This window comes from Cupriavidus sp. HY129 (genome assembly GCF_059492215.1).
In genome coordinates this window covers 1,792,614-1,806,740 of sequence record NZ_CP083254.1, presented here as the reverse complement: position 1 = coordinate 1,806,740, position 14,127 = coordinate 1,792,614, and the positions used below count along the sequence as shown (strand labels likewise).

The following is a 14,127-nucleotide window of genomic DNA, read 5'->3' as shown; positions in this document are numbered from 1 at the left end:
CTTCGCTTCATTTTGAAACAGCTTCTTAGTCGGTGCCTTGGAGCGCCGCCCTGGCGCGGCGGCGCTGGAACTTGCGTTCGCTGAAATGCAGATAAACCAACCCCGGGATGCCAAGCACCAGCTCGCGCACGCGCTTGGCCAGGGACAGCGCCAGCGCGGCATCGGGCGGCAGGCCCACCAGCGGCGCCAGCAGCAGATAGCCACCTTCCTGTGCGCCGAGCGAGCCGGGGATGGCAAATGCCGCGCCCCGGATTGCCTGGCCCACGCTTTCCAGCAGCAGGGCTTCATGCCAGCCCACTGGGTGTCCCAGGAAGTACAGGATCAGCCAGACCTCGCCGGTACCGACGATCCAGCCCGCCAGGTTCAGCAGGAAACTGACTGCGACCTTGCGACGGTCGCGATACATCTCGCGGATCGCCTGATCCACGGCGTCGGCGCGCAGGGCCAGGCCATCCCAGTTCTGCTTGCCGAAGACCTTGGCCGCCATGCGCAGCACGCGGCCGAACATGCCGCGCCGCTGCAGCACACAGAACACCAGCACGCAGACGGCAAGGACGACGGTGACGACGATGATCGGGGTGCGCTGGTCCGACAGGTTGCCCTGCGCGCCGAACAGCAGAATGCCGAGCAAGGCGAAGACCATCTGGGAAAGTGCCTGGGTGGTGGTGCTGACGGTGATGGCGGCCGCCGCGTCGCGCATCCGCGCACCGCGATGGGACAGGTAGCGCACCATCAGTACCGGCCCGCCGATCTGGCCCGCCGGCAGCAGGCTGTTGACCGACTCGCCGGTCCAGCGGGCGCGCAGCGCGCTGCAGAACGTACCGTGACGGGTCTTGCGGTCCAGCAGCACGGCGATGGCGCCGGCATCGAGCAACAGGGGAAGCAGATGGAACGCGGCCACCACGGCCAGGCCCCACCCAGCAGACATCAACGTGGTCGTGACCGCGTCAAAGCCTTGCCAGGCAAGCAGACCGACGAAGAGTGCCGCGCCGATCGAGAACAGGAGGAATGCTGCACGACTCACGCGAATTACTTTCCACTGGAGTTCGCGCCGCCAAGCAGACGCCGGAAGACCTGCCGGAAGCCGAAGTACGCCACGGCGTCCTTCATGTTCGAGATGAAGCGCAGCCACGGGCGCATGCCGGGATCGGTCACGTATTCAAACGTCAGCGAGACGCGGGTTTCATTCGGGCCGGCCGGCGTGACGCGGTGGCGCAGCTTGTCGCCGTCGAACAGCACGATGCCGCCCGGCGGAATCTGCACCGCGCCGGGCTCGTCGGGAATCTCCGGGGTGCGCGTATGCAGTTCGTACTCGAGCAGGCACGACGAATCGTCCAGCACGCCGATCAGCAGCGTGTAGCGGCGACCGTCGTAATAGGAGGTGTCGTAGTGCCAGCCGATATGGTCGCCCTGGCGCGTGTAGTAATAGAGCGCGTAGGCGTGCGGATCGGTGTCGGGGCAGACCTGGAGCTTGTCGCCGGTAACCTTTTCGAGCCAGCCGATCAGGGCCTTCGAACGATACAGGTCGGCGATGAACGGCGCCTGCTCGTCGATGGTGTGGCGGCTGACGCTGCCGCCCTGCTTGTGGCCGGGCAGGTAGTTGCGATTCAGGCCGGGCTGCATGGCGCGGGTCAGCGCCACGAGCTGGGCGCATTCGTCCGGCGCGAGAAACTTGTCCAGGTACAGGAACGCGCCCTGGCGTTCGAAGTCGGCGCGCAGGGCAGGGGTGTCGAGTTGCTCGATCGCACGCGCGACGGCGGCGTCGGGCTGGCTGGTGGCCGGTCTGGCTGGCGGCGGGGCGAGGGCGATGTCGCTTGAGGCGTGCTCACTCATGGGCGTGCTCGTTATTCCGTGGTTGTCGCGACTGGCTGGGGGCGCCGCATGACTCGCCAGTAATCGATGATGACAAGGACGGCAAACAGTGGAGCGCCAATCGAGGCCGCGGTCAGGAACGGTTCAATGCCGTCCGCGAGTGTGACCAGAGGCAGCAGGTACAGCACATCCTCGGTCTCGAAACCGCCGGCCGATGCCTGCTTCGTTCCACTTTTGCCAACCCGCGATTCTATACGCATCCGCAGGAAGAAGATCAGCGCCACCGCAAGGCCTGCCACGGTACCGCGCCAGACCGAACCGAGCCCATCGCCCGCGCCCTGCGCGGCCACTGCCATGCCGAAGCTGACGAACAGCAGCACGGTGATCAGTGCATCGCTCGCCAGATCGTAAAAGTGTCCGATCTTGCTCGATTTGCCACTAATTCTGGCTAATTCGCCATCGGTATGGTCAACAAAATTCGAGATCACGACCAGCAGCGCGCCGAAGTTGGTCCAGCCGTAGCTGCCCTGGGCGATGCAGGCGATACCAGCCAGGCCGATGATCAGCCGCAGCGTGGTCAGGTGATTCGGGGTAACGCGGGTGTCTTTAAGCGGCCGCACCAGATGGCGGGCAAGGCGCGCGTCCCAGGTGGACGGCAGCGGTGGTTCATCCGGGAATTTATGGGTCTTCTGGTTCATCCGTCAACAATCAGATGGGGCGGGGGCGCCACAATTTGGCGCGCGAGGATGCGCAACACTACGCCTGCCACGCGCGAATGACAAGTTTGCCAGAATACGCCGATTTACAAGCCGATGCACGGCGCGGGGTCATTTCCTGACCTGCGCCGTGTGGCCGATTCACCATACGCCGAAGAACACGCCAGCCTGTTTGTAGACGTTGGTCTTGGCCGCCACTTCCTCGTTGGTGACGGTCACGCGGGGCTTCAGCGTGCAAAACCAGTCGAGCAGGTTGCCGCGCATCTGCGCCCGGACCGATTCGTGCCCGGGGTCCTCGCCGAGGTCGTGAATTTCGTTCGGATCGTTCAGCAGATCGAACAATTGGGGGCGGAATCCCTGCCAGTGGACGTACTTCCAGCGCGTATCGCGCACCATCCAGCCGCGGCACTCGCCGGGATGCCGGCCCAGCGCCACGCGCGCGCCGCGATAGCCGTAGTCGAGTTCGGAAACCACGAAGCCACGCCAGACATCGGTGCGGGCGCGCGTGAGGTCCAGCAGCGATCGGCCTTCCACGCGGTGATCGAAGGCCGGCATGCCAAGGCTGTCGAGCACGGTCGGCACCACGTCCACGGCGGACACCATGCGGGCGTCGGCCGTGCCCCGGGTGGCATCGGCCTGGGCTGACGGGTCGTAGACGATCAGCGGGACGTTCTGCACGGTGTCGTAGAACTGCTCCTTCTCTCCCAACCAGTGATCGCCGAGGAAATCCCCGTGATCGGCGGTGAAGACGATCAGCGTGTCCTGCCAGCGGCCGGTGCGTTCGAGCAGTTCCCATAGCTGCCCAAGGCGGTCGTCAATCTGCTGGATCAGACCCTGGTAGGCCGGCCGAACCGTATCCGACACCTCCTTGCGCATGAAGTTGGCGCATTCCTCCTGGGTCCGGTATGCGTCGAGCACCGGATGAGGATGCTCGAGTTCGACATCGTCCCGGTTGAGCGGGAGGCAGTCGTCGAGCGAGTAGGCGGCGTGGTAAGGGGCCGGGGCGATGTATGGCCAATGCGGCTTGACTAGCGACAGGTGCAGCACCCAGGGGTCATCGCCCCGCGCGCCGATGTAGTCCATCGCGCGATCGACGGTATAGGCCGTTTCTGAATGGGGCTCGGCCACGCGGGCGGGCAACCCGGCGTTGCGCATGTGCCAGCCCGATACCACCTCGCCATCCGGCTTCTGGGCGCTGATGACGTAGTCGGTCCACGGATCGGCGCTGTCGTAGCCTTGCGCGCGCAGCCAGTCCGCGTAGGGACTGCGTGGTTCGGCGTGGTGGCCGTCGTGCCGGTCCACTTCGACGAAGTGCCCGCTGCGCAGCAGCGTCTCCAGCTCCGCGCCGCCGTCCAGATGCAGGCGCTTCAGGTTGGCGCTGTCTGGCATCACGTGGGTCTTTCCCGCCAGGGCCAGCGCCAGACCGCCATCCTTCAGGTACTCGCCCAGTGTGATTTCGCCGATCGAAAGCGGCACGCGGTTCCAGGTGGCCCCGTGGCTGCTGACGTAGCGCCCGGTATAGAAGCTCATGCGGCTGGGGCCGCAGACACCGGACGTGACAAAGGCGTTGTCGAAACGCACGCCGCGCGCGGCCAGTGCGTCGATATTGCGTGTGCGCAGCGTGGGATGACCGTAGCAGCCGAGGTGGTCGCGGCGTAGCTGGTCGCACATGATGAACAGGACGTTACGGACTGACATGTTTGTGGCTCTGATACGGATTGGGTTCGCCGTCGCCGGTCGTCTTCAGTCGCCGACGTAGCCCGATGCCTTGACCACCGGACCCCAGCGACTGGCGTCGCCGGCCAGCACGGCAGCGAAGGCGTCGACGCTGCCGCTCTGCGGTTCGAGCCCGAGCTTGAGGAATTTCTGCTGCAGGTCGGGCGACGCAATGGCGTGCGCGACGGCGGCGTTGAGCCGGTCGATCGCGGCGCGCGAGGTGCCCGCCGGAGCGATGAAGCCGTAGCGGCCCACGCCTTCGATGTCCTTGTAGCCGAGCTCGGTAAACGTCGGCACGTCGGGCAGGGCGGCCGAACGCCGCGTGCCCGAGGTGGCCAGTACGTGGATCTTGCCGGCGCGATGCATTTCGGTCAGATCGGCCAGCGTATCCACCGATGCTGGCACCTGACCGCCGATCAGCGCGGTCATCAGCGGTGCGGAACCGTTGAACGGCACGTGCAGCATCGACACGCCGACCTGCTTGCCGATCATCAGCCCGAAGAAGTGCGGAATGCTGCCAAGCGCGGGCGAAGCGTAGGCCGCATGGGTCGAATCGGCCGAACTGGTCTTGAGCCAGGCCACATAGTCCTTGAGGGACTTGGCCGGCGTGCCCGGTCCGGTTGCCAGCGCAAGCTGGAAATTGGCCACCTGCGCCACCGGCGTGAAATCGCGCGCGATGTCGTAGTTGAGCTTGCGGTAGACGAGCGGCGCGATGGTCATCACCGCCGAGTTGGCCAGTACGATGGTGTTGCCGTCGCCGGCCTGCGATTTCGCATAGTCCATGACCAGCCGGCCACCCGCGCCGGGCTTGTTCTCGATGACCACGGTCTGCTTTAGCTCCTCGCGCAGCTTGTCGCCGACCAGCCGTGCCGCCAGATCGGCCGTGCCGCCCGCCGGGTATCCCACCAGGATGCGGATCGGTTTGTCGCTTTGGGCATGGGCGGCGGGCAGGGTCAAGGCGCAAACGGCAGTCACGGCGCCGATCGTCGCGCACAGGCGGCGCAGCAGGGCTGGCAGATGCAGGGGCTGGGACAGGCTCACTTGTGTCTCCTCAGGGGAAGTGGTGATTGTTCTCGGTATGCCCCGAAAGCTAGCATCGAGGGTATTAGTTAACAAAATCAACTATCTCGGAACTCTCGACAATTCATGGCGCAGGAAACTTCGGGCACCTTGCAGGCGCCGGGCCGGCTGGTCGACTTCATCAATTACCGTCTCTATCACCTGAGCCGCGTGGCGATGGCCGCGAGCGGCTTGCATCTGCGGGCCGGGGCGGGCGTCAGTCGGCGCGAGTGGCGGATGCTGGCATTCCTCGGTGAACAGCCTGGCACCCGGCTGACCGAACTGGCAGCCAGCGCGGGGCTCGACAAGGTGCTGGCCAGCCGCGCGGTGCATGGTCTGATTGACAAGGGATTGGTGCGCCGGGATTCGCGCGAGGGCGACCGGCGCGCGGCAGCCTTCACGCTGACCGAAGCGGGTGAGTCGGTGTACGCGGCGGCCTTCGCGAGGGCGCGCGATTTCAATCGGGAATTGGCGGGCTGCCTGAACGAGGATGAAGCAGAGATGTTCTCGCACTGCCTGGACAAACTCCATGCGAAGGCCATGACGATGCTGCTGGCGGCAAAACCCCTGGCGGACAGGTCCGATGCCGCCGATGCGCCGGCGTTCGAAGATCCGCTGAGCGTGTGGCGGAAGCGCTAAGGCCAGGGCAAGACGGTAATCAACTGGGCCGGACAAATGGGCCGGACAAACGGCCCGGATAAATGGGGCCGGACGTGTTCAGTTGGTCAGTCATCAAGGCGGGATACGGCGCCCCGCCTTTTTTGCCGCTCAATCACTAAAGTCCTTGCTTAACTATCGCGGCTCACTATACTAAAGCTCATGCTTAACTATCCCGATTCCCAAGTCGCCCTGGACGCCACATTCCAGGCCCTGGCCGATACCACGCGGCGGACCATGCTCGCGCAGCTTGCGCGTGGACCGCTTTCGGTGACGGAACTGGCACGGCCCCTGGCGATGTCGCTGCCGGCGGTGATGCAGCACCTGTCCGTGCTGGAGCAGGCCGGTCTGGTCCGGACCGAGAAGGTCGGGCGAGTACGCACCTGCACCATGGCGCCGAAAGCGCTCAGTGAGGCAGAGCAGTGGATCAACGCGCGTCGCGCTGAATGGGAAGGGCATTTCGACCGGTTGGGCGAGTACCTCGAAACCATGAAAAAGGAGGCAGCATCCGATGGCAACGGCAACTGAAACATCCAAGGCGACTGCGAAGACCCAGGCATCTGCCGTGGCGGATCGCGAATCGCTGACCGTCTCGCGGGCGTTCAACGCGCCGCGCGACCTCGTCTTCCAGGCGTGGAGCGCCGCCGAACACCTGAAGCACTGGTTCTGTCCGCAGGGCTTCACGATTCCCGAGTGTGAAGTCGAATTCCGGCCGGGCGGCAAGTTCGATCTCTGGATGCGCTCGCTCGATGGCAATTATTCGCACTGGATTCGCGGCCACTACGTCGAGATCATTCCCCATTCGCGTCTGGTGCTGGACATGACCGTGGTAACCGAAGCGGGCGTGCCGCTGTTCAACGCCAATACCTCGGTCACGTTCGAGACCGTGTGCGGAGGCACGGAGATGTCGGTGACCCAGCGCTACACGGCGCTGGACCCGTCAGCCGGCAATTTCACGCGCGGCGCGGAGGAAGGCTGGGCGCAGACGCTGGACCGGCTGGAAAAGGAGGTGGCGCGGATCGTGGTGGCCACGCCGGCACGGTCGGTGGCGCATGGCGTTTTCACGATCGAGCGCACCTACGACGCAAGTCCCGAGCTGGTATTCCGCGCGCTGAGCGATCCCGTCGCCAAGGCCCAGTGGTTCAACGGTGGCCCGGGCTATACCGAGGTCAAGCGCACGATGGACGTGCGGCCCGGTGGCCGCGAGCATCTGCAGGGGCGCTGGGAGAACGGCCTGGTGTCCACGTTCGACGCGGTGTACTTCGACGTGATCCCCAACGAGCGGCTGGTCTACAGCTACGAGATGCATATGGGTGAACGCAAGATCTCGGTCTCGCTGGCCACCTTCGAACTGAAGCGGGCGGGGCAGGGTACTCGGCTCGTCATGACCGAGCAGGGTGCGTTTCTCGATGGCTATGACGATGCAGGATCGCGCGAGCATGGCTCCGGACTGCTGCTCGATGCGATCGGGGAATGGCTGAAGGCGATGACGAAGCGCTGAGGCTTCGAGAGGAGAGGTTCCGGCGTCGAACGAGGAGGCGCGACGCCGGAAAAGACTGACCACAAGAACTACGTACTGCTACTGCTACTGCTACTGCTACTGCTACTGCTACTGCTACTGCTACTGCTACTGCTACTGCTACTGCTACTGCGTGCTTCTGCTTCTTCTACTGCTCTGCTTCTACTTCTTGCTGCTTCAACTTCAGGCGCTGTGCGCCGGCGGGGCGGATACGCCGGTGCGGTCCAGTCCGGCCAGATTCATGCCGGCCGAGCCATGGGCGCCATCGGTATAGGGGTCGCGTTCACGGATGCCGTGCGCGCCGTCGGTGTACGGGTCGCGCTGACGGATGCCGTGGGCGCCATCGGTGTACGGGTCACGCTTGCCGATGTGCATTTCATAGCCATAACGGTCGGCGGGTACGCCTCGGTCTTGCAGGCCTTGCGGGGGTTGTGCCACGGCCAGCGCGCTGGCGCCGAGAAGAGTCGTTGTGATGGTCGTGGCAATCAGGGCTTTCAACATTTTCTTGTGCTGGTGAACTTCAACTGAAGGTGGACGACGCGTCGGGCAGGATGGATGGGGGTGTTGTCGAGACGCGCCGTCCGGTACGCCTTGTGAGCGGTGCCGTACTTGGGGGGAGGTGCAGCACGGGATGAAGTGTAGTGAGTCAGAAGTATTCCGGTGATGATTTAAAAATCTCTGAATCAGTCGTTTTTTTCATACGTATGCATCGTGAGGCGAAGCACCACGAGCGCGCTCAGTACAGCCGCCATCTGCTGGTTATCGCCACGCGCCGCCATGACTTGTCCGATCGACGTATCGAGCCACTGCCGCAGTGGCATCGGCACGGGTACCACATGCCCGGCGCGAGCGCGCGCCCGGAAGTGGCGTGCCACGATGCTCAACACCCGTCTGATGGGTTTGCGCGCCGCTGGCGGCAATGACGGCAGCGCGCGCTGCAGCGCCAGCGTGCAGTAGCCGATCTGCAACTCCGTAAACCCATCGGATGCCAGCCGCCCCCGGCTGGCGCCCAGGCGTGGCATCAACTGGCCCAGCCGGTCGAGCATCCGGGCGCCAAGCTGCGTATGGATGTCCGCAGCGCGCCACGTGGCGGCGTGCGCCAGGTCCTGCCAGCTCGCGCGCAGCAGCCGGTGCGCGGCCACATGGGCGCCAAAGGGCCGCGCCAGCATCGCCCAGACCGGCGCAAACAGCATGGCCGCCGCATTGGCCAGGCTTGTATTGAAGATGCCGAGGAAATTGGTGTCGTAGATGCTCTGCACGTTGGCGAACGAGGCCGTATTCACCGATAGCAGCATCGCGATCAGATTGAACCCTGGCCGCTGGATCAACATGCCAATGCCAAGGTAGGGCACGGACAACATCCCCACCAGGGTCTCGAACGTCTGCGCGTGCGGAATCACCATGAACAGATAGAACGATGCAATCAGCAGGCACGCGGCGCTCCAGCGCAGGAACATGCGCGCCACCGGACGGGGCTCGTCGATGGTCGCGAAAAAGCAGCTTGCGATCGATGCCACGGCCACGGGGCCGCCGCCATCCTCCCAGCCTGAAAAGATCCAGAGCAGCCCGACGCAGAACACCGCCAGTCCGGCCGACACCGCGCCGAACAGCAACATGGCGTGGTCGTGATACGCGGCCGCCTCGTCCGCGGCCTGCTCGGCGCCTGCCGGTTCCTCGGGAGGCAGGTCGGGCGGGTGGTCGCTGATGCCGTGCTGCAGCCTCTCACAGGTCCGCATCAGTCGGTTGAACTGCGCCTGCAGATGGGTGGCGGTACGGGTCAGCGCTTCGCGCTCGCTGCCTTCGGGCGCCGTGCGCAGCGCATGCAGCACGCTCTCCAGCGCCGACAGGATCGGCATCAACCCCGACATGCGCGCACGCAGTGCGCGGGCATGGTGCAGCGTCTGCTGGCTGTCGGTATCGAACGAAAGCTGCGCGATCAGTTGGTCGAGCGCCAGCATATCGGCGGCCAGGCGGTGACGGCTGGCATCGGCACGGGGGCTGGCATTGACGATATCGTTGGCCCATGCGGCCGCGTCGTGCAGCCAGATGCGGATGCGGTCTCGCAGCGCTGGCGCCACTTTCGCGGGAAAGACGATCGACCCGACCAGCCCCGCGCAGACGATCCCGATCACGATCTCCTCGATCCGGGCCACCGCGATGTCGAAGATGTCGCCCGGGTGCATCACCGCCGGCAGCGCGACGATCGGCAGCGTGTAGGCGGCCAGCAGGAACACGTAGCTGCGCGGTGACCGTTGCAGCAGCGACAGGTAGACCAGCACCATGATCCAGAGGGAGATCGCGCCCATCAGCACGATCGGCATATTGACCAGTTGCGGCACCGTCGCCACGGCCGCAGTGGCGCCCAGCACGGTACCGGCCACGCGATAGGCGGCCTTCGAGCGCGTGGCGCCCGTCAGCGGATGGGAGACAAAATAGACCGTGGCCATGGCCCAGTAGGGGCGCGGCAGGCCGAAATACAGTGCGATGTAGAGCGCCAGCATCGCGGCAGCGAATGCCTTCAGCGAAAACAGCCACTGTCGGGCATTCGGCCAGCTAGCCATGATTTGTGTGGGGCCGGTGCGACCGGACCTCGGTGGGGGCGTAGGAGCGGAAGTGTAACGGCCCTGCGAACATTCCAAACATGATTTAAAATTCCGGTTTGTAGTCGGAATTTTCATGGGAACGGATCATGCCGATCGACATTCGTGCGCTGCGTTACTTCGTGGAGACCGCGCGCCTGAGAAGCTTCACGCAGGCCGCATCTTCGCTCTTCGTCACGCAATCGACCATCAGCAAGATGGTCAAGCAGCTCGAGGACGAAGTGGGGCAGCCACTGCTGATTCGCGAGGGCAAGACCGTGCGGCTGACCGACGTCGGCAAGGTGGTCTACGACCGTGGCCAGGAAGCGCTCGGCGTGGTGCATCGGCTGACGCTCGAGGTGGCGGACCTTTCGTCACTTGGGCGCGGTCAGTTGACGGTAGGCGTACCGCCAATGGTCAATCTGTTCTTTTCCCCGGCCGTCAGCGCGTTTCGACGACGATATCCCAATCTGCAACTGAATCTCTCCGAGCATGGCGGGCAGATCGTGGAGCAGCAGGTGGCGCATGGCGAACTCGAAGTCGGGGCCACGGTGCTGCCCGGAGACAGCGGGCTCAATCTGGAGACGCGCCAGTTCGCCAAGTACCCGATCTGGGCGGTGGGCCCGCATCGCGCGGCCTGGGCAAGTGGCCGCACGGTCACGTTGGCGGCGCTGCGCGACGAACCGCTGGTCATGCTGACCGACGAGTTCTCGCTGACCCGGATGCTGCGGCAGGCATTCGCCGATGCACGCTTCGAGCCCCATGTGGTGGCGCAGAGTGGGCACTGGGACTTCCTGGCATCCATGGCTGCGGCGGGGCTCGGCACGACCTTTCTGCCTGAACCGTTGCTCTCGCGCCTGGAGTCCCGTGACAAGCTTGCCGTCGCCCGGCTGACCGAGCCGACCGTGGACTGGGCACTGGCCCATATCTGGTCCCCGGGGCGCTACCTGTCGCACGCCGCGCGGGCGTGGCTGGAGGTTTGCGAGGAGGTGATGGGGTAAGGGAGAGAAGGCAGCGGGTCCGCTCAACGCGCCCGCAGCGCATCCACGATATTCAGCCGCGACGCCCTGAGCGCCGGCAGGAAGCCGCCGATCAGGCCCATCGTCATCGAGAACAGCAGTGTCTTGATCACGATCCCGGGTGTCAGCACGAAGCGGAACGACAGATCGGCGAAGGTCTGGAAGTTCGTGGTCGAGAACGACGCGAATTGCATCAGCGAGGCGCAGAGCAGACCGGCGACCCCACCAACCAGACCGAGCAGCACGGCCTCGATCAGAAAGGCCGCGAGCACGTTGATGCGCTGGAAGCCCAACGCGCGCAGGGTGCCGATCTCGCCGACGCGGTTGGCCACCGACGCATACATCGTGATCATCGCGCCGATCATCGCGGCGACCGAGAAGATCGTGGTCAGCGTCATCCCCAGGATGTTGATGAACGCCGACAGCGCCTTCGACTGATCGCTGTAGAACTGCTGCTCGCGCTTGGCTTCATTGGCCAGACGCGGGTCGACGTCGATATCGGCGCGAAAACGGTCGAACGCGTCCGAGTCGGCTAACCGGACCGCCATAGATGAATAGCTCGTGCGCCGGAACGACTGCATCAGCTGGTCCACGTCGCCCCAGATCTCCGAATCGAACCCGCTGCCGCCGGCGTCGAAGTGGCCAACCACGGTCCAGTCCCGCTGGGCAAATCGCAGATGGTCGCCGATGCTGACGTTGTCATACCCCTTGGCGATGCTGCTTCCGACAATGATTTCCGACGAACCCGGCTTGAACATGCGTCCCCGGGTCAGCCTGACCTGCGGCCGCATCTCCACCCCCAGCGGGGTAATGCCGCGAATCACCACATTGGAAGGCGTGGTGTAGCCGGTCTTGGTCAGCGAGATCAGCACCACGGCCTCGCGTGACGACATCGGCCTGCCTTCCGGGGTCAACGCCACGGCCGAGTGCATTTCCATGGCCGCCGCCTGATCGCGCGATATCGCGCTCTGGATCTCGGTTTCGGCGCCCTTGCGGATCAGCACGACGTTGTCACGTTCGCCAGTCGTCACCAGCGTCCGCTTGAGGCCGGCGTCGAGCATCAGCATGGTCGCGAATACGAACACGACCAGCGCCAGCCCGCCTGCGGTCAGCGTGGTGGTCAGGCGCCGTGCCCAGACGTTGCGTGCGATGTAGTGGAGCGGGATGACCATCCGAATTACCCGATGGCCCGCAGGCCCTCGACGATGCGCACGCGCGCCGCCTGCACCGCCGGGACGATGGCGGCCGCGAGGCCGACCACCAGTGCGCACGCGGCCTGCATGGCCATGGTGTCGTGTGACACGGTGAAGACCGGAAATACGCCGCCCACGGCCTGCTTGAAGAATCGCGCCGCTGGTGGCGTCAGCAGCATCCCCAGCCCGCCGCCAAAAGCGCTGATGATCAGCGACTCGCCAAATACCAGCATCGACAGAAAGCCGGGCCCAAAGCCGAGTGCCTTCAGAGTGGCGTACTCGGTGATCCGTTCGCGCGCGCTCATCGCCATGGCATTGGCCATCACCGCCATGACGATCACGATCACCACGTAGGACACCACCCGGATCGCGGCGATGATCTGGTTCGACATCGCCACAAAGCCAAGCTGGAAGGCCTGCTCGGTTTCGGTCAACGTCTCCGCCAGGGAGTTCTTGAATACGTTGTCCACGGCGCGCGAGATGGCCGCCGCGTTGTCCGGATTGTCGACGCCAATCACGTAAACACCGACCTGGTCAGCCTGGCGGGCGGTCTTCTTGCGTACGGTCTCGTTCAGGTAGTCCCAGTGGAACACCATCTGGCGCGTGATTGTGCTTTCGTCGCGGCCTTCCATGATGCCGCGCACGACGAAGTCCCAGGTGCCGGGGTAGATCGTGCCCTTGATCGGAATGACGTCGCCGATCTTGAAGCCGTACTGGTCGGCCAACTGCCGGCCGATCAGCGCGCCCCGGCGGTCGCGCTCGTAATCGGCGCGTTGGGTAGGCGGCACGATGAATTCGGGGTAGAGATCGAGGTAGTTGTCGGAAACGGCGAACTGCGCGAAGAAGTTTTTCGGGTCGCGATAGACCCCGCCAAACCAGTTGGACCGCGCCACCATGGTCACGCCGTCCACGCCCTTGATGCGGTTCTCGTAGCTCAGCGGCAGGGTGAAGGTCAGCGAGATCGCATTGCGCGTCACCAGCCGGGCATTCGATGCGGCCGAAGCGCCCGCGTACCACGCATCGACCACGGTTTGCAGCAGCCCGTACGCCAGTACGGCGATCACCAGGCCGAGCACGGTCAGCGCCGTGCGCAGCTTGTGGCGCATGGCATTGCGGGCGATCAGCTTGGCCAGGTACATGATCAGCGCGCTGCCGTGGCGGCGGCGTTGTTGGTCAGCTCGCCTTTTTCCAGATGGACGAGCGATTTGGCTGCCTCGGCGGCATGGGCATCGTGCGTGACCATGATGATGGTTTTGCCGACGTCGGCATTGAGCCGCTGGAGCATCGTCAGGATCTCGGTGGCCGAGGTGCGGTCGAGGTCGCCGGTGGGTTCGTCCGCGACGATCAGCGTCGGGTCGGTGATCAGCGCCCGCGCGATGGCCACGCGTTGCTGCTGGCCGCCTGAGAGCTCGGAGGGGTAGTGATCCATCCGGTCGGCCAGATTGACCATGCGGAGCACCAGTTCCACACGCTCGCGCCGTTCGGCGCGCGACAGCCGGGTCAGCATCAGCGGCAGTTCCACGTTCTCGAACGCTGTCAGCACTGGCATCAGGTTATAGAACTGGAAGATGAAGCCGACATGGGCCGCCCGCCAGTCGGCCAGCGCGGACTCGGGCAGGTCGGAGATATCGACGCCGCCCACGATCAGCTCGCCGCTGTCGGGCCGGTCGATGCCGGCAATCAGGTTCAGCAGCGTGCTCTTGCCGGAACCGGACGGTCCCATCAGCGCGATAAAGTCGCCCTCGGCAATATCGAGCGAGATATCGGACAGCACCGGCACGGTCTGGGCGCCGCGCTGATACGACTTGGCCAGATGGCGGATCGAAACGAGGGGAGCGGCGGACATGATGGCGGTCA

14 protein-coding genes are annotated in these 14,127 nt (G+C 64.8%); 4 read left to right on the top strand and 10 right to left on the bottom strand.

The genetic code is table 11. The annotated features are described in order from the left end of the window. Positions 1-25: 25 nt before the first annotated feature. The 5 genes from K6G35_RS08160 to K6G35_RS08140 all read right to left on the bottom strand — a co-directional run bounded on the left by K6G35_RS08160 (position 26) and on the right by K6G35_RS08140 (position 5,285). A complete protein-coding gene (locus K6G35_RS08160) occupies positions 26-1,024 on the bottom strand; it encodes a flippase-like domain-containing protein (protein ID WP_495675536.1) in 999 nt (332 codons plus the stop codon). Positions 1,025-1,029: 5 nt separating this feature from the next. Then, the gene (locus K6G35_RS08155) at positions 1,030-1,833 is read right to left on the bottom strand and encodes a HalD/BesD family halogenase (RefSeq protein ID WP_495675535.1); all 804 of its coding nucleotides are present in this window, start codon (positions 1,831-1,833) and stop codon (positions 1,030-1,032) included. 11 nt (positions 1,834-1,844) lie between these two features. Then, entirely contained in the window at positions 1,845-2,510 is a 666-nt protein-coding gene (locus K6G35_RS08150; RefSeq protein WP_008651720.1) for a CDP-alcohol phosphatidyltransferase family protein, read from the bottom strand. A 159-nt stretch (positions 2,511-2,669) separates the two neighbouring features. Further along, positions 2,670-4,226, bottom strand: a complete 1,557-nt coding sequence (locus K6G35_RS08145) for a sulfatase-like hydrolase/transferase (RefSeq protein ID WP_035882722.1) — start codon at positions 4,224-4,226, stop codon at positions 2,670-2,672. Between the two features lie 45 nt (positions 4,227-4,271). Further along, positions 4,272-5,285 carry a Bug family tripartite tricarboxylate transporter substrate binding protein gene (locus tag K6G35_RS08140; protein WP_035882723.1) on the bottom strand — a complete coding sequence of 338 codons (1,014 nt, stop codon included), beginning with the start codon at positions 5,283-5,285 and terminating at the stop codon, positions 4,272-4,274. A gap of 105 nt (positions 5,286-5,390) precedes the next feature. On the opposite strand from K6G35_RS08140, the gene K6G35_RS08135 reads away from it, so the two are divergent. The 3 genes from K6G35_RS08135 to K6G35_RS08125 all read left to right on the top strand — a co-directional run bounded on the left by K6G35_RS08135 (position 5,391) and on the right by K6G35_RS08125 (position 7,461). Next, entirely contained in the window at positions 5,391-5,942 is a 552-nt protein-coding gene (locus tag K6G35_RS08135; RefSeq protein WP_008651723.1) for a MarR family winged helix-turn-helix transcriptional regulator, read from the top strand. 180 nt (positions 5,943-6,122) lie between these two features. Beyond that, positions 6,123-6,488: an ArsR/SmtB family transcription factor gene (locus K6G35_RS08130; protein WP_286880594.1), complete on the top strand. Its 366-nt coding sequence runs from the start codon at positions 6,123-6,125 to the stop codon at positions 6,486-6,488. Beyond that, positions 6,472-7,461, top strand: coding sequence for an SRPBCC family protein (locus K6G35_RS08125; protein WP_495675534.1), 990 nt, complete (start codon positions 6,472-6,474; stop codon positions 7,459-7,461). The genes K6G35_RS08130 and K6G35_RS08125 overlap by 17 nt, the downstream gene beginning before the upstream one ends. Before the next feature lie 201 nt (positions 7,462-7,662). Here the strand turns inward: K6G35_RS08125 and K6G35_RS08120 are convergent, their stop codons facing one another. Then, positions 7,663-7,980 carry a hypothetical protein gene (locus K6G35_RS08120; protein WP_008651726.1) on the bottom strand — a complete coding sequence of 106 codons (318 nt, stop codon included), beginning with the start codon at positions 7,978-7,980 and terminating at the stop codon, positions 7,663-7,665. A 182-nt stretch (positions 7,981-8,162) separates the two neighbouring features. After that, positions 8,163-10,040, bottom strand: coding sequence for an FUSC family protein (locus K6G35_RS08115; protein WP_008651727.1), 1,878 nt, complete (start codon positions 10,038-10,040; stop codon positions 8,163-8,165). Between the two features lie 128 nt (positions 10,041-10,168). Between K6G35_RS08115 and K6G35_RS08110 the strand changes: the two genes are divergently transcribed. Then, a complete protein-coding gene (locus K6G35_RS08110) occupies positions 10,169-11,059 on the top strand; it encodes a LysR family transcriptional regulator (protein ID WP_008651729.1) in 891 nt (296 codons plus the stop codon). 23 nt (positions 11,060-11,082) lie between these two features. Here K6G35_RS08110 and K6G35_RS08105 read toward each other — a convergent pair whose 3' ends face one another. The 3 genes from K6G35_RS08105 to K6G35_RS08095 are packed head-to-tail and all read right to left on the bottom strand — an operon-like array spanning position 11,083 to position 14,116. Then, a complete protein-coding gene (locus K6G35_RS08105) occupies positions 11,083-12,249 on the bottom strand; it encodes an ABC transporter permease (protein ID WP_008651730.1) in 1,167 nt (388 codons plus the stop codon). Positions 12,250-12,254: 5 nt separating this feature from the next. Then, positions 12,255-13,409 (bottom strand): ABC transporter permease, encoded by a 1,155-nt coding sequence (locus K6G35_RS08100; protein WP_008651732.1) that lies wholly within the window; start codon positions 13,407-13,409, stop codon positions 12,255-12,257. 2 nt (positions 13,410-13,411) lie between these two features. After that, complete coding sequence (locus K6G35_RS08095; RefSeq protein WP_040011308.1) at positions 13,412-14,116, bottom strand: ABC transporter ATP-binding protein; 705 nt, start codon at positions 14,114-14,116, stop codon at positions 13,412-13,414. Positions 14,117-14,127: the final 11 nt, after the last annotated feature.